Annotated in this window: 11 protein-coding genes; 3 read left to right on the top strand and 8 right to left on the bottom strand. The window is 69.6% G+C overall.

The window, feature by feature from the left end:
- Positions 1–11: 11 nt before the first annotated feature.
- Together ACH4RC_RS00370 and nrdR are read right to left on the bottom strand one after the other, a co-directional pair.
- The gene (locus ACH4RC_RS00370; RefSeq protein WP_398193208.1) at positions 12–2918 is read right to left on the bottom strand and encodes a vitamin B12-dependent ribonucleotide reductase; all 2907 of its coding nucleotides are present in this window, start codon (positions 2916–2918) and stop codon (positions 12–14) included.
- Between the two features lie 136 nt (positions 2919–3054).
- A complete protein-coding gene (gene nrdR, locus ACH4RC_RS00365) occupies positions 3055–3600 on the bottom strand; it encodes a transcriptional regulator NrdR (protein WP_398193206.1) in 546 nt (181 codons plus the stop codon).
- Between the two features lie 549 nt (positions 3601–4149).
- Here nrdR and lexA point away from each other — a divergent pair.
- Positions 4150–4935, top strand: coding sequence for a transcriptional repressor LexA (gene lexA / locus ACH4RC_RS00360; RefSeq protein WP_398193204.1), 786 nt, complete (start codon positions 4150–4152; stop codon positions 4933–4935).
- Between the two features lie 166 nt (positions 4936–5101).
- On the opposite strand, the gene ACH4RC_RS00355 is transcribed toward lexA, so the two are convergent.
- The 5 genes from ACH4RC_RS00355 to ACH4RC_RS00335 all read right to left on the bottom strand — a co-directional run bounded on the left by ACH4RC_RS00355 (position 5102) and on the right by ACH4RC_RS00335 (position 14304).
- The gene (locus ACH4RC_RS00355) at positions 5102–7099 is read right to left on the bottom strand and encodes an ATP-dependent DNA helicase (RefSeq protein WP_398193203.1); all 1998 of its coding nucleotides are present in this window, start codon (positions 7097–7099) and stop codon (positions 5102–5104) included.
- A 40-nt stretch (positions 7100–7139) separates the two neighbouring features.
- The gene (locus tag ACH4RC_RS00350; protein ID WP_398193201.1) at positions 7140–9185 is read right to left on the bottom strand and encodes an IucA/IucC family protein; all 2046 of its coding nucleotides are present in this window, start codon (positions 9183–9185) and stop codon (positions 7140–7142) included.
- Positions 9186–9242: 57 nt separating this feature from the next.
- A complete protein-coding gene (locus ACH4RC_RS00345) occupies positions 9243–10196 on the bottom strand; it encodes a GNAT family N-acetyltransferase (RefSeq protein ID WP_398193199.1) in 954 nt (317 codons plus the stop codon).
- A gap of 84 nt (positions 10197–10280) precedes the next feature.
- Positions 10281–12674, bottom strand: coding sequence for an IucA/IucC family protein (locus ACH4RC_RS00340; protein ID WP_398193198.1), 2394 nt, complete (start codon positions 12672–12674; stop codon positions 10281–10283).
- Between the two features lie 106 nt (positions 12675–12780).
- Complete coding sequence (locus ACH4RC_RS00335; protein WP_398193196.1) at positions 12781–14304, bottom strand: diaminobutyrate--2-oxoglutarate transaminase family protein; 1524 nt, start codon at positions 14302–14304, stop codon at positions 12781–12783.
- Between the two features lie 509 nt (positions 14305–14813).
- Between ACH4RC_RS00335 and ACH4RC_RS00330 the strand changes: the two genes are divergently transcribed.
- Together ACH4RC_RS00330 and ACH4RC_RS00325 are read left to right on the top strand one after the other, a co-directional pair.
- Positions 14814–16037 carry a trypsin-like serine peptidase gene (locus ACH4RC_RS00330; protein WP_398193194.1) on the top strand — a complete coding sequence of 408 codons (1224 nt, stop codon included), beginning with the start codon at positions 14814–14816 and terminating at the stop codon, positions 16035–16037.
- A 200-nt stretch (positions 16038–16237) separates the two neighbouring features.
- The gene (locus tag ACH4RC_RS00325) at positions 16238–17452 is read left to right on the top strand and encodes a trypsin-like serine peptidase (RefSeq protein ID WP_398193193.1); all 1215 of its coding nucleotides are present in this window, start codon (positions 16238–16240) and stop codon (positions 17450–17452) included.
- Positions 17453–17534: 82 nt separating this feature from the next.
- On the opposite strand, the gene hflX is transcribed toward ACH4RC_RS00325, so the two are convergent.
- Entirely contained in the window at positions 17535–19058 is a 1524-nt protein-coding gene (gene hflX, locus ACH4RC_RS00320; protein ID WP_398193191.1) for a GTPase HflX, read from the bottom strand.
- Positions 19059–19133: the final 75 nt, after the last annotated feature.

The following is a 19133-nucleotide window of genomic DNA, read 5'->3' as shown; positions in this document are numbered from 1 at the left end:
GGATCAAGCGATCAGCTGCAGCCGCTGGTGGAGCCGCAGCCCTCACAGATGTAGCAGGAGCCGGCCCGCTGCATCTTCGTACCGCAGGAGAAGCAGAGCGGGGCGTCGGCCTGGATGCCCAGCTGCATCTCGACGAGCTCGGCGCTGGTGTGCGCCTGCTGCGGGACGGGCTGCACGGCGGCGGCCTCGGCCTTCGGCGTCTCGACGGCCTTCAGGGACTCGGGCTGCGCCGCCTGGACAGGCGCGGACTGCGCGAGTCCTTCGACGTCGACCTCGTCCTCGGAGGGCTCGTAGGAGCCCGTCTCCAGGTGGCGCTGGCGCTCCTCGGCGGAGTGGATGCCGAGCGCGGAGCGGGTCTCGAAGGGCAGGAAGTCGAGCGCCAGGCGGCGGAAGATGTAGTCGACGATCGACTGCGCCATCCGCACGTCCGGGTCGTCCGTCATACCGGCCGGCTCGAAGCGCATGTTCGTGAACTTCGAGACGTACGTCTCCAGCGGCACGCCGTACTGCAGACCCACCGAGACGGCGATGGAGAAGGCGTCCATCATGCCCGCGAGCGTCGAGCCCTGCTTGGACATCTTCAGGAAGACCTCACCGAGACCGTCGTCCGGGTAGGAGTTGGCGGTCATGTAGCCCTCGGCGCCGCCCACCGTGAAAGAGGTGGTGATGCCGGGACGGCCCTTGGGGAGACGCTTGCGGACCGGGCGGTACTCGACGACCTTCTCGACCGCCTTGCGGATCTCCGCCTCGGTCTTCTCCGTGACCTCAGCCTTCTCCTTCTCCTTGGTCTTCGCGGAGAGGGGCTGGCCGACCTTGCAGTTGTCGCGGTAGATGGCGAGCGCCTTGACGCCCATCTTCCAGGCCTCGAAGTAGACCTCCTCGACGTCCTCGACCGTCGCCGTCTCCGGCAGGTTGACGGTCTTGGAGAGGGCGCCGGAGATCCACGGCTGGATCGCGGCCATCATGCGGACGTGGCCCATCGCGGAGATGGAACGCTCGCCCATGGCGCAGTCGAAGACCTCGTAGTGCTCGGTCTTCAGGCCCGGGGCGTCGATCACATTGCCGTGGTCGGCGATGTGGGCGACGATCGCCTCGATCTGCTCCTCCTGGTAGCCCAGGCGGCGCAGAGCCTGCGGGACGGTGCCGTTGACGATCTGCATCGAGCCGCCGCCGACCAGCTTCTTGAACTTGACCAGGGCGAGGTCGGGCTCGAGGCCGGTGGTGTCGCAGGACATCGCGAGACCGATGGTGCCGGTCGGGGCGATGACGGACGCCTGCGAGTTACGGAAACCGTTCTTCTCGCCGAGGCGGACCACGTCCTGCCAGGCCTCCGTGGCGGCGGCCCAGATCGGGGTGTCCAGGTCGTCCATGCGGACGGCCGAGGTGTTGGCGTCGGCGTGCTGCTTCATGACGCGCTGGTGCGGAGTGGCGTTCTTGGCGTAGCCGTCGTACGGGCCGACGACCGCGGCGAGCTCGGCCGAGCGCTTGTACGACGTACCCGTCATCAGCGAGGTGATCGCGCCGGCGAGGGCGCGGCCGCCGTCCGAGTCGTAGGCGTGGCCGGTCGCCATGAGCAGGGCGCCCAGGTTCGCGTAGCCGATGCCGAGCTGGCGGAAGGCGCGGGTGTTCTCGCCGATCTTCTCCGTCGGGAAGTCCGCGAAGCAGATCGAGATGTCCATCGCGGTGATGACCAGCTCGACGACCTTGGCGAAGCGCTCGACGTCGAAGGACTGGTGGCCGAGGCCGTCGTCCTTCAGGAACTTCATCAGGTTCAGCGAGGCGAGGTTGCAGGACGTGTTGTCCAGGTGCATGTACTCGCTGCACGGGTTCGAGCCGTTGATGCGGCCGGACTCCGGGCACGTGTGCCACTGGTTGATGGTGTCGTCGTACTGGATGCCGGGGTCGGCGCAGGCCCAGGCGGCCTCGGCCATCTTGCGGAAGAGCGACTTGGCGTCGACCTCCTCGATGACCTCACCGGTCATCCGGGACGTCAGACCGAACTTGCCGCCCTCCTCGACCGCCTTCATGAACGTGTCGTTCACACGGACCGAGTTGTTGGCGTTCTGGTACTGGACGGACGTGATGTCGTCGCCGCCCAGGTCCATGTCGAAGCCCGCGTCGCGCAGGGCGCGGATCTTCTCCTCTTCCTTCACCTTGGTCTCGATGAAGCCCTCGATGTCGGGGTGGTCGACGTCGAGAATGACCATCTTGGCGGCGCGGCGCGTGGCGCCACCCGACTTGATCGTTCCCGCGGAGGCGTCGGCACCGCGCATGAAGGAGACGGGACCGGAGGCGTTGCCGCCGGAGGAGAGCAGTTCCTTGGAGGAACGGATACGGGAGAGGTTCAGGCCGGCACCGGAGCCGCCCTTGAAGATCATCCCCTCTTCCTTGTACCAGTCGAGGATCGACTCCATGGAGTCGTCGACGGACAGGATGAAGCAGGCGGAGACCTGCTGGGGCTGCGGCGTGCCCACGTTGAACCACACCGGCGAGTTGAAGCTGAAGATCTGGTGCAGGAGGGCGTAGGCCAGCTCGTGCTCGAAGATCTCGGCGTCGGCGGGCGACGTGAAGTACTTGTAGTCCTCGCCGGCCTTTCGATACGTCTTCACAATGCGGTCGATGAGCTGCCTGAGGCTCACCTCGCGCTGCGGGGTGCCGACGGCACCCCGGAAGTACTTGCTGGTGACGATGTTGACCGCGTTCACCGACCAGAACTCGGGGAACTCGACGCCACGCTGCTCGAAATTGATCGAGCCGTCGCGCCAATTGGTCATGACGACGTCACGGCGCGCCCATTCCACCTCGTCGTACGGGTGCACGCCGGGGGTGGTGTGGATGCGCTCGATACGCAGACCCTTGCTCGCCTTGGCACCCTTCGTACGGGAACCTCGTGCCGGGCCGCTCGCCGTCTCTGTCATGCCGCCTCCCATATACCGGGCTAAAACGCCCTGAAGTGCCACGAAATTTCCGTGGCACGGTGTGTGTCTTGTGTCGCGGACGCCGCTCATGCCGCCCGCAACAGGTCTGTGGACGCCGCCGCTGTCCCGGATCCGGTCAGTCGGCGGCTTGGGCGGGCACGGGGACCTCCAGGGTCCCGCCGCTCCCGCCGTCACTCTCTACGCGCTCTCCGCCCGCGCAGCCCGACATCGTGCCGAGCACCTGTTCCCTGAGTTCCGCGATCGCGGACTCGAAATCTTCCAGCGAATCGAACGCCCGGTACACGGACGCGAAGCGCAGGTAGGCGACGAGATCGAGCTCCTGGAGCGGGCCCAGTATGGCCAGGCCCACGTCGTGGGTCGTCAGTTCGGCGCTTCCGGTGGCCCGCACCGCTTCCTCGACCCGCTGACCGAGCAGGGCCAGCGCGTCCTCGGTCACCGGCCGCCCCTGGCACGCCTTGCGCACACCATTGATGACCTTGGTGCGGCTGAAGGGTTCGGTGACCCCGCTCCGCTTGACCACCATCAGCGAACACGTCTCCACCGTCGTGAAACGACGGGAGCAGTCCGGACACTGACGGCGGCGGCGGATCGAGGTGCCGTCGTCGGTGGTGCGGCTGTCGACGACACGACTGTCGGGATGCCTGCAGAAGGGACAGTGCATGTACTCCCAACCCTCCTCATGGCACGCCTCAATAGCCCCAAGAGGCTTTTCCCGCCCCTCGAAGCAGCCCCAAGCATAGGTGATGGCGTCGGCCGGGAAAGCACCGGGACCACAACCCCTGGGCTGCTGATGCCATCCAACCACTAGATGTGGGGTTCGGCTGCCTTTGGGGCACTAGAGCGTGTCGTGAGAACTGGAGTCGGTCGCACACGGCCCGGAAACACCACAGGCCACAGCCCCCGACCGGAGCTCGACCGCTCTTCCATCCGACTCGGACCGGCGCGACGCACGCGAGAAGGGGGTGGTGCCCGGTCGGCGAGGCCGCCAATGGCAGACTGGGACGGCTCCCGGAGCGGGTCTCGGCCTCGGCGGTGAAGCGTACCGGATTGAACCGAAATGCCGCTCTTCCCGGCAGCTAGCCATACACCCCAGCGCGTGATCACGACAAGCAAACTACGGTTTTTCACTCGAACGTGTGTTTGGCGCAACCTTTCGAAAGGAACTACCGTTGGCTAGCTAGGGAGACATTCTCGAGAGGGGCCGACCGACGTGACCACCACCGCAGACAGTGCCACGATCACTGCCCAGGGCCGCGCCCAGGGACGACTCGAGCCGGTGCATGCCATGAATGACGCAGCCATGACCCAGGAGGGGCCCAAGCCCGGCCGCTCCTTGCCCGGCCGACCTCCAGGCATCCGCGCCGACAGCTCAGGGCTCACCGACCGCCAGCGTCGCGTGATCGAGGTCATCCGGGACTCGGTGCAGCGTCGCGGGTACCCGCCGTCGATGCGGGAGATCGGTCAGGCCGTCGGCCTGTCCAGCACGTCCTCGGTCGCCCACCAGCTGATGGCTCTCGAGCGCAAGGGCTTCCTGCGCCGCGACCCGCACCGCCCGCGCGCCTACGAGGTACGCGGCTCGGACCAGCCCAGCGCGCAGCCCACGGACACGACGGGCAAGCCGGCAGCCTCGTACGTGCCGCTCGTCGGCCGGATCGCCGCAGGTGGTCCGATCCTCGCCGAGGAGTCGGTCGAGGATGTCTTCCCCCTCCCCCGGCAGCTCGTCGGTGACGGTGAGCTGTTCGTCCTGAAGGTCGTCGGTGATTCGATGATCGAGGCCGCGATCTGCGACGGCGACTGGGTCACGGTCCGCCGCCAGCCCGTCGCGGAGAACGGCGACATCGTTGCGGCGATGCTCGACGGCGAGGCCACCGTCAAGCGCTTCAAGCGCGAGGACGGCCACGTGTGGCTCCTCCCGCACAACGCGGCGTACCAGCCGATCCCCGGGGACGAGGCGACGATCCTCGGCAAGGTGGTGGCGGTCCTCCGCCGGGTGTGACTCTCCCTGACCGGGCCCCGGAACCAACTGCGCCGGTTCCGGGGCCCAGGGCTGTCCGGGCACGGCTGTCCACGGGTGCGCGAAGGGATTGGGTTCCCTGGCGGAAAGTTTCACAGGAGGGGCGGGCGGCGTCGCAAAGCCGGGCCTGCGCCCTGTCCCCGTCGCGCTATTTTTCCTCCGCCTTCGCCGCCGCGTCGATCGCCGCGAGCGAGCGCCACGCCTGGTTGCGGTCCGTCGTGTACCAGAAGTCCGGCATCGACGCCCGCAGATAACTGCCGTACCGGGCGGTCGCCAGGCGAGGATCGAGCACAGCGACTACGCCGCGGTCTCCTGTCGCGCGTACGAGACGGCCCGCTCCCTGCGCCATCAGCAGCGCGGCATGCGTCGCGGCCACCGCCATGAAACCGTTGCCGCCCGCCTCCTCCACCGCCTTCTGCCGGGCGCTCATCAGCGGGTCGTCGGGCCGCGGGAACGGAATCTTGTCCATGACGACCAGCTGGCAGCCGGTGCCCGGTACGTCCACACCCTGCCAGAGCGACAGCGTGCCGAACAGGCAGGTCTTCGGATCCGCGGCGAAGTTCTTGATCAGCTCGCCGAGAGTGTCCTCGCCCTGGAGCAGGATCGGGTACTCGGGAACGCGGGTCCGCAGCTCCTCGGCCGCCGCCTGGGCGGCGCGCATGGAGGAGAAGAGCCCGAGCGTTCTACCGCCGGCTGCCTGCAGCAGCTCGGTCAGCTCGTCCATCATGTCCGTCCGCGTGCCCTCACGAGCAGGACGGGCCAGGTGCTTGGCGACGTAGAGGATGCCTTGCTTCGGGTAGTCGAACGGCGAACCCACGTCGACGCCCTGCCACACCGGCATCTCGTCGCCTTGGGTGCCCTCGGGCGCGAGGCCGAGTGACGCTCCCACTCCATTGAAGTCCCCGCCGAGCTTCAGGGTCGCCGACGTCAGGGTCACCGAGCGGTCGGTGAAGAGCTTCTCGCGCAGCAGGCCCGATACGGACATGGGGGCCACCCGCAGGGACGCCCCGCTCTGCCGGAACGAGGAGCCCGCGCGGGGCTCGTTCCGCTCGTACCAGACGACGTCCCACTCCGAGCCGTTCGTGATCCGCTCCGCGACGTCGTGGATCGTCTCTACGGAGGCGAGCGCCTGCTTGCGCACGGCGTCCTCGTCCTGGACGGACTTGTCCCGGGTGGCGCCGATGGCGGTGATCACCGTACGCGCGGCGTCGCGCAGCGCCATCAGCGCATAGCCGAGGTCCTCGGGGATCTCCTCAAGGCGGCCCGGGAGGGCCAGCTCCATGAGCCGCTCGAAGCCCTCGGCGGCGGTCTGGAGCTGGTCGGCCGCCTTCTCGTTCACCAGTTTCGCGGCACGGCGCACGGCACGGTTGACCTGGCCGGGCGTGAGCTCGCCGGTCGCGACCCCGGTCACCCGGGACACCAGCTCGTGAGCCTCGTCCACGATCAGGACCTCGTGCTCCGGCAGGACCGGGGCACCCTCGATGGCGTCGATCGCGAGCAGCGCGTGGTTGGTGACGATGACGTCGGAGAGCTTGGCGCGCTCGCGGGACATCTCCGCGAAGCACTCCTGCCCGTACGCGCACTTCGACGCGCCCAGACACTCCCGGGACGACACGGAGACCTGGGACCACGCCCGGTCGGAGACGCCGGGCGTGAGGTCGTCCCGGTCGCCCGTCTCCGTCTCGTCCGCCCAGTCCCGCATGCGCAGCAGGTCCTGCCCGAGCTTGCTGGTCGGCGCTGCCGCCTCGAACTGGTCGAAGAGCCCCTCTTCCTCGTCCTGCGGCATGCCTTCGTGGAGGCGGTGCAGGCAGAGATAGTTCGACCGGCCCTTGAGCATGGCGTAGCTGGGGCGGCGGCGCAGCAACGGGTGCAGGGCCTCCACCGTGCGCGGCAGGTCCCGCTCGACGAGCTGGCGCTGCAGGGCCAGCGTGGCCGTGGCGACCACGACGCGCTCACCGTGGGCCAGCGCCGGCACCAGATAGCCGAGGGACTTGCCGGTGCCGGTGCCCGCCTGGACAAGCAGATGGGAACCGTCGTCGATCGCCTTGGCGACGGTCTCGGCCATGGTCACCTGGCCAGGGCGCTCCGTGCCGCCGACGGCGGCGACGGCGGCGTGCAGGAGATCGGGGAGTGAGGGCTTCGTCATAGCTCGACCACCCTAAACGGCCCCACTGACATTCCCGCGATCACGGTTGGTGGAGAGGGTTGGCGACGGTGCCGTGCACCGCGGCGTGGGGGCGGTGGGCCCGGTCACGGTAACCGTCGAGGTGCAGACGGTTGCGGTTCAGGCAGAGGCGCTCGATCCGAGGTGTGAGCAGGTCGAACAGCTCGTACCGCTCCTTCAGCTCGGGGAAGCGGGCGTGGTGGCGGAGGATCTCGGCGCGCACCAGGGACCAGAACTCCGCCTCCGGCAGTTCGAGTTGCGCCTCGCACAAGGGCGCCAGGTAGCGGAAGACGCCGACGAAAAGCCCAGAATGGATGAACTGCGTCAAGAAGGCGGGACCCTCCGTGAGCAGAACGGCCCGGACGTCGTCCGGCATGGAGTCGTGTTCCGGGAGCGGGTGTCCACTGATGTTGACGTCGTCCACGAAGTCCTTGACCGCCAGGCGTACCGGTACGTCGTGCTCGTCGAAGACGATGATGGCGTTCTCCCCGTGCGGTGAGAACACGGTTCCGTAGCGGTACAGAAAGCGCAGCAAGGGCGGCAGGACCGCGGCGAAGAGATGACGCAGCCAGGTCTTCGTATCGAGTCCGGAGCGCGCAATAAGTTCTGTCGTGAACGCGCGTCCGCGGGGATCGACGAGTAACAAGGAGGCGAGAGTACGCGCCCGCTCGCCGGGGGCGAGGTAGCGCGTCACCGGCTCGCGCCAGATGGCGCCGAGCAATTCCTTGTACTGGTACGGGACTTCGTCGAGGCCACCGTACAAGGGGTGCTGCACCGCGACGGATGCCACCTCACCCAGCAGGATGACTCCGCACTCGTCCCTGAGAAAGTGATCGGCGTCGCGCAGTCCGTGCATCCAGGTGGTGACTGCGGGAGCGGCGACCGTGCGCTCTGTCGGAAGCCCGCGCCACACGAGGGTGTTGAGAACCGACAGCGGAAGTTTGACCGTGTGCCGCTCCGGGCGACTGGTGTTGAGGAACGTACGAATCGATTGCTGAGGCAGTCGGACATCGCCGTCCGTGGGAAGCGGAACGATCACGTCCGTGGCGATGGAGGAGGCGAAGAGCGGAAGCACCGTGTCGTCCCACTGCCAGGGATGCACCGGCAGATAGAGGTACGTGTCCGGGTCCAGGCCCCGTGCGCTCAGGTTGTCCGCGAACAGCTGACGGGTCGGCGCATCGAGTTCCCGGGCGTAGAGACGGTCGGCGGACTCCAGACCGGCGGCGCCGCGGTACGTGGCGAGGCTGGCGTGAACCGCGATCCAGGGGAGGCATGTGGGGCGCCGCGCCTCCGGCGCCCAGCGGGCGGTGTCGGCAGCCGAGAAACCGAGACGGCCTTTGTTGAGGACGATCCAGGGGTGGCCGGTCTGGTGGCCCTCGAGCTCGGCGTACCCGAGGTCGGCGAGGTCCTGCGCGGTCATCGCGGTGTGGTCGAGACGGGCATCGGCGGCGAGGGTGATGGAAAGCTCGCGGACGAGGTGGCCGAGGGTGGTGCCGTCGAGGCCGATGAGGTTGCTGATGCGGAGAAGGAAGGTGAGGGGATCCGTGAACCGTTCGGGGGTGGCCGCGGGGGCAGCGGTTCCGCCCGGTGACATGACCGTCGTAGCAGCGCCGCCGGCCCCTGACGTGGCCTGCGTGGCAGCGCCGCCGACTCCTGACGTGGCCTGCGTGGCAGCGCCGTTGTCCTCCGCGCTCGGTCGGGCGAGCCACTCGATGCTTTCAGGGTCTACCTGCCAGCTGCCGTACGCGCCACGGCGGGCCCGGAACCTGACCGTGCCCCCGCCGGTCTGCCCACGCTCTCCGTGACCGTTCCGGGCCGTCTCCTTCTCCTTCTCCTTCTCCAGCCGGTCCTGGCCCGGGACGGTCAGGGTGTACGGGCGATGGCCGGGGGCGGCGGCGGGGTCCGGGCCGACGGGCACGGGCCGGAGGATCTCTTCGTACGCGAATTCGCCGATCAGCTTCGCCAGCAGACGTGCCCCCGCCCGGTCCCAGTTCTCTCGCGTGAGCTCGGGTGGGTCGTACAGCACGGGCGGCTCTGCCGGGTTCGGGACGACGGGCGGCTTCGGCACGGGAACTCCTCGCGAGGGAACCGGATCGGGTCGAGCGGTGTACTACGAGTGACCAGGTCAGAGCACGGTGCGCAGGGCCCGGTCACGGACCATGAGCGCGGCCCGTTTGTCGGGGAGGTCCACCTCGGCGGAGAAGCGGAAGCCGGCACTCATGAAGGCGGAGACGGAAGGGGTGTTGCGAAGGTCTGGTTCTGCGACGACGCGCCCGCACTGCGGGCGATGGTCGAGTACGAGGTCGGCCACGGCTTTGAGGAGCATGGTTCCGAGTCCCCGGCCACGATTGGCGACACCACCGATGAGGAGGTGGATCCCGGTGTCGTGTGGGCGGGCGGGGTAGTGACGAGCGAGCGGGTCCAGGTCGGCGCGGTAAATCTCCCAGTAACTCATGGGTGTGCCGTCGAGGACGCCGAGACAGGGCACGCTGCGGCCGTCGCCGTCGAGTTGCGGGCGCAGGTGGTCCGCGGTGACGGTCTCGGGGCCGGCCAGTTCCCAGAAGGCGGCTACGGCGGGGTCGTTCATCCAGCGACTGATGAGCTTGAGGTCCCGCTCGATGCGGGTTGGCACGAGCTGGAAGACACCGGAGGGAGTGGTGACCGGTCCCCACTCCCCCACGTGGTCGAGCAGGTCGTGCGGGGTCGCACGGGTGAGGGGAGGGAGGCTCCAGGGCCTGCTGTCCGCCCCGCGACCGGGGGGCTGCCCGTCCTGACCGAGCCGCCCACCGTGCACGTCTCGGCCTCTCGCCCCATGCCGTTCGACCTGCCCGCCCTGTACACCCTGCCCGTTGCAGTCATCGCGCTCACCGTGTCTGCCTTGTCCCTCGTGCTCGCCATGCTCGCGCTGACCGTCCTGCTCTGCGATGAACGCCACCAGTTCGTCGGACAGGCGCAGGTCAAGGGTGTCCTGGCAGTCCGGGTCCGTCGGCGGAACGGCGACCTCGTTCGGGTCGGCACCGGGCGCGTTGGCGGGGTCTGCGCCGGCCTCGGCGTCGGTGCTCGCATCGGCAGGGGGCACGGCAACGCTCCTCTCAGGGAGTGGTGCGGGATTCAGAGGAAGGGACGGGACGGGGCCTTCGAATCGGGTCGTGATCGGAGATCTTCAGACATGAAGGGGGTTGGTGAGGGTGACGTAGACGGATTGGGTGTCGACGGGGCCGACGAGTTCGTCGAGGCCGTGCAGCCGGGTCAGGAGGTTCGCTTTGCAGCGCAGCTTGGGTGAGTCAAGCAGCCGGCTCGGCAGGGGGCTGCGCAGTCGGTTGGCGCCGGTGGCGGCTTCGACGAGGAAGCGGCGGAACGCGGCGAGCAACAGGCGTTCGTCGGCGAGACGTTGCGAACCGAAGGCGCCGATGAGACCGAAGACATTGTTGATGGCGAGGTAGTAGGCGAATCGCTCGTCGGTGACGTCGTCGGAGACGAAGGTGTCGCTCAGCGCGCCGATGCCGGGGAGCCGCTTGTCGAGTTCGGTTCTGTGGGACTCGCGGAAGTAGTAGCCCTGGTTGTCGCGGTAGCGGCCGCCGACGGGCCAGCCGTCGGCGTCGAGCAGGAGGAGGGTGTTCTGCTGGTGCGCTTCGAGGGCGACACCGGCTTCGCTGTCGAGCCAGAGAACGGGGCGCACCACGTGCTCCAGGTAGCGCAGGAACCACTCGGTAGCCACAGCGCCGCGGGATCGTCCGGTCCGTGCAGTGAGGCGGCTGATGGTCTCGGCGAGGCGGGAGCTCATCGGGGTGCGGTCCATCTGTCCCGCCGGGCGGTGCGGGGGGCGGGGCGAGACGAAGCCCGCGACGCAGGAGGCGTCGTCGCCGGGGCGGAAGGGGTTGTGGCGGATCATGACGTCGATCCCGGGGACGGGGTCACCGGCAGCGTCGTCGATTGCGAGCCAGGCCGGGTCGCGGACGATGTCGAAGCCCGGGTGGGCGGCGTGCCACCGCGCGGCGAGGCCGTTGCGGAGTAGCCGATGGACCTCGACGCCCCGGTGCAGTTCCTTGCGGAGGTTCTCGCGCCGGGAGTTGGTGATCCGCAGGCCGAGGGAGAGCTTCAGCATCGCTTGGGTGCCGGGCCGGTACAGGGTGCGGACGGAGGAGGTGGGGAACCAGGGGTCGCCGTGCGAGCCGAGCTCGCGAAGGAGGCCGGCGTCCAGGAGGGCGGCGGTGGTCGGGCGGTGTCGCAGTTCGCGGAGCTGCCAGGGGTGCAGAGGCAGGGCGGCGAAGCCGCTCGGCAAGGGAAGGCCGGGTCCGGCGAACTGGGAGGTCAGGTGCGGAGCGGGGATGGTGCGGCCGCGTTCGGTCCAGGCCGAGTCGTGGGCGAGGACGTCAGGTGCGACGGCGATCCATTGCAGGGGGAAGGAGCCGCGCAGCTCCGGTGAGTACAGGCGGGTCTCGACCTCGGACAGCCCCTCACGGCTCTTGGGGGTGGGGTGCAGCGGGTGCCCGAGGAGCAGGGCCTGTTCCCCGGCGAGGAAGCGGTCGGGGTCGTCCTCGCGATGTTGACGGCGGTCGGCGATGAACTCGGCCGTGCGGCGTACGGAGTCGGCGACACGAGCGACCAGGTCGCCGCCTTGGCCCGAGGAGGCGGGAGCGGAAGCGTCGCCGGTGCGGGCACAGGCCCCGGCCTCGACTTCGGCTCCGGCTCCAGCCCCGACTTCGGCTCCGGCACCAGCACCGGCCCCAGCACCAGCACCAGCACCAGCACCAGCACCGATCCCAGCACCGATCCCCTCTCCGACCATGACCACGCCATCAGCCGCGCCACCAGCCTCCGTATCAGCCGCGCCACCAGCCTCCGTATCAGCCGCGCCACCGGCCTCCGTCTCGGCCGCGCCACCAGCCTCCGTCTCGGCCGCGCCACCGGCCTCCGTCTCGGCCGCGCCACCGGCCTCCGTCTCGGCCTCGGCCTCGGCCTCGGTTCCTCTGCTGCCGCTCCCGCCCCCGGTCTCAACTGAGCCGGACTTTGCGCCCTCCGGCGGCGCGGACTCCCGGCTCAGGAGGCCGGCAAGGGTCACCGCGTCCACGCAAGGGGCACCCTGGGGGCCGTCCTCCAGGTAGGGCAGGCCGAAGCGGTGCCAGCCGGTGAGGGACCAGTAGTTGATCGGGACGAGAAGGGCGGTGCCGCTCGCAGGCAGGGCGATGCGGAGGGCGCCGACGGGAGGAGGGGTGATGTTGTTCTCGCGTACCCAGCAGCGGAGCAGGTTCTCCACGGCCGCGAGCTGGGCGGCAGTGTCGGGATCGGGATGTTCGAGCAGGTCGATGGCGCCGACGGCGTTGACGGCGTCCGTGACACCCGTGACACCCGTGACACTCGTGGCATCCGTAGCGTCCGTGGCCTCGATGGAGTCGATGGAGTCGATGGCGGCGGCGAGTGCGGTGTGCGGACGCTCGGCCTCTTGGACGCCGCCCTTCTGCCGGGGGACCGCTTCGTGCTCCGGATCGCTCGAGGTCTGCGGGTCGCAGGATCCTGCGGCGAAGGGGCGGCCGTCGGATGCGGGGGTGGCGTTCAAGAGTGCTTCCTTGCGTGGGGTGAGAGGCTCCGTGGGGCGGTGGTCCGGCTTTTCCGGCTACCGCGGCTGTCGCTGGGGCAGGGCGTGCCGCCGTGTGCTGGTGTGGCTAGGAGTGCGTCCGGGCTACGGCGGCCAGGGCGTCCGCGAGCCGGTCGACGATCGCCGCAGCCTGTTCATCGGTGATGGTGAGGGGCGGCAGGAGGCGTACGACGCTGGAGTGGCGGCCGCCGAGTTCGACGATCAGGCCGCGGTCCAGGCAGGCGTCGCGGACGGCCGCGGCCAGCGCCGGGGCGGCGGGGAGCGGCGTGGTCGCCGGTTCGCCGAGGAGGGGGTCGGCCGAAAGGTCGTCGGTGTGCCCTGCGCCGGTGAGGTGGGCGGCTCCCGCGCCGTCAGCGGCGGCGATCGCGTCCGCGGCCCCCTTGCCGGTATGGGGCACGTCGGCCGGCGCCGTGAGGGCGGGGCTCGTGTTCCCTTCCGGGTCGACCAGTTCGACGCCGATCATGAGGCCGCGACCTCGCACGTCGCCGATGCAGGGGTACTCCCGGGCCAGCGCGCGGAGTTGGGTCATCATGCGGGTGCCCAGGACGGCGGCGCGTTCGGCGAGACCGTTCTCGCGTACGTGGGCGAGGGTCGCGGTGCCGGCGGCCATGGCGAGCTGGTTGCCGCGGAAGGTGCCGGCGTGGGCGCCGGGTCCCCAGACGTCGAGGTCGTCGCGGTAGACGAGCACGGCGAGCGGGAGGCTGCCGCCGATCGCCTTGGACAGGACCATCACGTCCGGCACGACACCGCTGTGGTCCACGGCCCAGAAGGCGCCGGTCCTGCCGACCCCGGTCTGCACCTCGTCGGCGATCAGCGGGATCCCGCGGGACTCGGTGAGCGCCCGCATGCGGCGCAGCCAGGTGTCGGGGGCGGGGATGACGCCGCCCTCTCCCTGCACCGGTTCGAGGATCATGCCGGCCGGGAGTGGCACCCCCGACTTGGTGTCGTCGAGGAGCGTCTCGGTCCAGCGGGCGGCGAGTTCGGCCCCGCGCGGGCCGCCGACGCCGAACGGGCAGCGGTAGTCCTGCGGATAGGGCAGGCGCGCGACCCGGACGTCCTGTGCGCCGCCCGACACCTCCAAGGCTCCGGCGGTCATGCCGTGGTAGGCGCCGGCGAACGCGAGGAGGCCGGAGCGGCCGGTGGCGGTGCGGACCAGTTTCAGGGCGGCTTCGACGGCGTCCGTTCCGGCCGGGCCGCAGAACTGGATGCGGGCCCGGTCGGCGAGAGCGGGCGGCAGGGTCTGGAACAGCTCGGTGGTGAAGGCGTCCTTGACGGGGGTGGCCAGGTCGAGGGTGTGCAGCGGCGCTCCCGAGTCGAGCACCTTTCGGATGGCCTCGAGCACCACCGGGTGGTTGTGGCCGAGAGCGAGGGTGCCCGCGCCGGAAAGGCAGTCCAGGTACCGGCGGCCGTCCGCTCCCTCGATGGTGAGGCCGCGGGCCCGCACCGGCACGATGGGCAGAGCGCGCGCGTACGTACGTGCGGCCGACTCCCGCGCGGACTGGCGGCACAGGATGCCGTCGTGCAGGGCGCTTTCGCGTGCGGATGTCCCGCGCGCATCCCCTTCCCAAGGGGCCTCTTCGGTCAAGGCCACGGCTGCTGGTCCTCCCGCTGCGTATACGGCCGACTGGGCTCGTCGGCTCACCGAAAGGCGGACCGGGTCGGCGGATACAGCATCGAAGTGCCGCCCCGGCAGCACGCCAGGACGGTTCGAGGGCTGAGTGCCGACCGCAGACCCCCCGTAGGCCCTAACGACGAGGGGGCGGCGGGAACACGGCCCGTCCGCAGACTCGTGCGGAGACCTGCGCCACAGATCGCACGCACCGGAATGCACCCGACCCGTACCCGATCGCAGCCGGTCCGCGCCCGGTCTTCCACACCCCTCGGCGGAGCGTGTGCGGACGGAGCATGCGTGGCACCAATGCGTGGCACCAGAGCGTGGCACCAGCAAGATCTCTCCGTGACGGAACCGTTGCTGTTCCGTCGGCCGTCCCCGACGGCACCGGCATAGTGTGGGTTGCCGTTCGGGGAGGGGGCGTAACGGCCCGTCCACCGCACAGGTTCGACAGTGCACTGATCTCGAAGCCCAGGGGGATTCCCACCATGCGATCCATACGCCCGCTGTCCGCCGAACGTCGCGCCAGGAGCGTGCGCGGCAGAACGTCCCCCGTGGCGGCGGCCGTTGCCCTTGGCGCGGTGCTTGTTCTCACCACCACTGCGTGCGGCCCGAGCGAGGACGAGGCGAGCGACAAGGCGTCGTCCTCCGCGAGCGCGGGCGGCGGCTCGTTCCAGATCCCGGACAACATCAAGGAGAAGCTCAAGGAACACGGGATCGACCCGGACAAGTGGAAGAACGGCGAGTGGAAGAACTGGGACCGGGACAAGTGGCTGCGTGAGGCGCAGGACTTCGTCAACCCGATCATCGAGGGCCTGTGGGACTCGGACCGGATGCGTGACGCCGACAAGAACCCCGGTGGCGAGGTCGACGAGAACGACATCTCCGGTGACCAGGGTGTCACGGACCCGACGCCGCAGCCGGTGAAGGCGGCGGCCGCCGCGACCCCGTACCACGACAGCGCGCCGTACGCGGGCAAGTTGTTCTTCGACGGCCCCGAGGGGTCGATGGTCTGTTCGGCCACCGTGGTCTCCGACCCGGCCCACCCCGGTAAGTCCGACATGATCTGGACGGCCGGTCACTGCGTGCACGCGGGTGCGAAGGGCGGCTGGTACCGCAACATCGCGTTCGTGCCCTCGTACAACAACGCGGGCAAGTCGGCCGCCGATCTGCAGGGTGCGCCCAAGAGCGAGGTCGCTCCGTACGGTGTGTGGTGGGGCAACTGGGCACAGACGTCCGACCAGTGGATCGAGCGGGGCGGGCCGACCGGTGGTGCGGGCGCGCCGTTCGACTTCGCCGTCATCCATGTGACGCCTGAGAAGGGCGGTTCGGGGAAGTCGCTCGAGGAGACGGTGGGTGCGTCGCTTCCGGTGGACTTCAATGCGCTGGCGGTGCCGAAGATCTCCCAGCTGACGGCCAAGGGGTACCCGGCGGCGCCGCCTTACGACGGCCAGCAGTTGTTCCAGTGCGCGGACAAGCCGGGGCGGCTCTCGCTGAACACGACGGACCCGACGATGTACCGGATCGGCTGCACGATGACCGGTGGTTCGTCGGGCGGCGGCTGGGTCGGCCAGGGTTCCGACGGCAAGCCGGCGCTGATCTCCAACACCTCGATCGGTCCGGTGACAGCGGGGTGGCTCGCCGGTCCGCGCCTCGGCAAGGAGGCCGAGGGGATCTATGACGCCGTGAGCAAGAAGTACGCCGGGCAGTAGGCGGCCCCGCGGTTCCGAAGTGGCGGCTGGGGTGCGCGGGTGCGCAAACCTTCACCGCCCCGCCGCCGTTCGTCCTCAGATCCCCAGGCATAGCGGGGTGCTGTGTCGGACCGGGTGCCCGCGGGGAGCGCGGCGCCACTGACACGCTCATGACAGAACCAGCTTGTTGATCTTGCATTTCTCACGGGGGTAATCGCACCATGCGTTTCACACGTCCGTCCGTCGTCCGCGGCCGGAGACGGCGCACTGTCGTCGCCGCGACCGCGGTCGCCGCCGCCCTGGCGCTCACCGCCACCGCCTGCAATGACGGTTCTGACGCCAAGGAGGGCGCGGCGGGGACCACGGCCGACGCCTCGTCCCAGGCATCCGGCGGTTCCGAGGGCGGCGCCGAGCTGGCGGCCGGCCTCGCCGATCAGCTGAAGAAGCACGGCATCGACCCCGACAAGTGGAAGAACGGGGCCTGGAAGAACTGGGACAAGGACGACTGGCTGCGCGAGGCCAACGACTTCGTCAACCCGGTCATCGAGGGCTTGTGGAAGCCCGAGCGGATGAAGTCCGCCGAGGAGCCGAAGAAGACGATCGCGGCGAAGGACTACGCGACCGACCAGGGCGTCACCGACCCGGAGCCCGAGCCGGTTCCGGCGCGGGCCGAGAAGACGCCGTACCACGAGAACGCGGCACCGGTCGGCAAGGTCTTCTTCGACTCCCCCGAGGGCTCGATGGTCTGCTCCGGCACTGTCGTGAAGGACCCGCGCAACCCGGGCAGATCGAACCTGGTGTGGACCGCGGGCCACTGTGTGCACGCGGGTTCGGCGGGCGGCTGGTACCGCAACATCGCCTTCGTGCCCTCCTACAACGACCAGGGCAGGTCGGCGAGCGCGCTGCGCAATGCGACGCAGACGGAGATCGCCCCGTACGGCACCTACTGGGCCGATTGGGCCTCCACCTCCAAGGAGTGGATCGACCAGGGCGCCGAGTCGGGCGGCGCGGGCGCGCCCTACGACTTCGCCGTGCTGCACGTGAAGCCGGAGCGGGGCACCAAGTCCCTGGAGGAGACCGTCGGCAACGCGCTTGAGGTGGACTTCTCCGCGCCGTCCGCCCAGTCGGTGGGTTCGATGGGCGCGTGGGGCTACCCGGCCGCTCCCCCGTTCGACGGCCTGCTGATGAACAAGTGCCTCGACCGGCCCGGCCGGCTGTCGCTCAGCCCCGAGCAGCCGACGATGTACCGGATCGGCTGCACGATGACAGGTGGTTCGTCGGGCGGCGGCTGGTTCCGTGTGCGGGGCGGCAAGACCGTCCTGGTGTCGAACACGTCGATCGGCCCGGCCGGCAACACCTGGCTCGCCGGACCGCAGTTGGGCCGCGAGGCCCAGCAGGTCTTCGACATGATGAGCGAGCAGCACGGCAACCAGTAGGCGCTGAGCCGGAACGCAGCAAGGAGCCCCGCCCGGTGAACCCGGGCGGGGCTCCTTCACATGCGGTCCATGGTGATCAGCGTCAGCGCGTGCCCGCCGCCGTCGGGACGTACGGGGCGAGGTCCGCCGCCAGCTCCTCGTGGACGCGGGCCTTGAGCAGCGTGCCCTCCGGGGTGTGCTCCTCGGAGATCACCTCGCCCTCGGTGTGCGCCCGCGCGACCAGCTTGCCGTGCGTGTACGGCACCAGCGCCTCGATCTCGACCTCGGGCCGCGGCAGCTCGACGTCGATGAGCGCGAGCAGCTCCTCGATCCCCGCGCCCGTACGGGCCGAGACGGCGATCGAGCGCTTCTCCTGGCGCATCAGCCGCTGGAGCACCAGCGGGTCGGCCGCGTCCGCCTTGTTGATCACCACGATCTCGGGGACCTTGGTGGCCCCGACGTCGCGGACGACCTCGCGCACGGCGGCGAGCTGCTCCTCGGGCGCGGGATGCGAACCGTCGACCACGTGCAGGATCAGGTCGGCGTCGCCGACCTCCTCCATCGTGGAGCGGAACGCCTCGACGAGGTGGTGCGGCAGGTGCCGGACGAAGCCGACCGTGTCGGCCAGCGTGTACAGCCGGCCGCTCGGCGTCTCGGCCCGGCGCACGGTCGGGTCGAGGGTGGCGAACAGCGCGTTCTCCACCAGCACGCCCGCGCCCGTGAGGCGGTTGAGCAGGGACGACTTGCCCGCGTTGGTGTAACCGGCGATGGCGACCGACGGCACCTTGTTGCGACGGCGCTCCTGGCGCTTGATCTCGCGGCCCGTCTTCATCTCCGCGATCTCACGGCGCATCTTCGCCATCTTCTCGCGGATCCGGCGCCGGTCCGTCTCGATCTTGGTCTCACCGGGACCACGCGTGGCCATGCCGCCGCCGGAGCCGGAGGAGCCACCGCCACCCATCTGCCGGGAGAGCGACTGACCCCAGCCGCGCAGGCGCGGCAGCATGTACTGCATCTGCGCGAGGGCGACCTGCGCCTTGCCCTCTCGGGACTTGGCGTGCTGGGCGAAGATGTCGAGGATCAGCGCGGTCCGGTCGACCACCTTGACCTTGACGACGTCCTCGAGGTGGATGAGCTGGCCGGGGCTCAGCTCACCGTCGCACACGACCGTGTCGGCGCCGGTCTCCAGGACGATGTCCCGCAGCTCCTGCGCCTTGCCCGAGCCGATGTACGTGGCCGCGTCCGGCTTGTCGCGGCGCTGGACGACGCCGTCGAGGACGAGGGCGCCCGCGGTCTCGGCGAGGGCGGCGAGCTCCGCGAGGGAGTTCTCCGCGTCGTCGACCGTGCCGGACGTCCAGACGCCGACGAGGACCACGCGCTCCAGACGGAGCTGGCGGTACTCGACCTCGGTGACGTCCTCGAGCTCGGTGGAGAGGCCCACCACGCGGCGCAGGGCCGCGCGCTCGGTGCGGTCGAACTGGTCACCGTCCCGCGCCGTGTCGATCTCGTGGCTCCAGGCGACGTCCTCTTCCATCAGGGCATCGGCCCGAAGACCTTCGGTGGTGTTCGGCGCAAGGCTCCGGGCGAAGCTCTGCGCGTCCTGGGAAGGGGAAGAAGAGGAGGTCATTGGATCCTTACGTCGCTGGAAGAGTGGTCTTCGATTGTCGGGTACCTGGAGGCCCAGAGTCCCCGGTATCAGGCA

It is taken from the genome of Streptomyces sp. NPDC016845, from assembly GCF_044332585.1.
Classification (GTDB): Bacteria; Actinomycetota; Actinomycetes; order Streptomycetales; family Streptomycetaceae; genus Streptomyces.
This window is presented reverse-complemented; position numbering and strand designations above follow the sequence as displayed.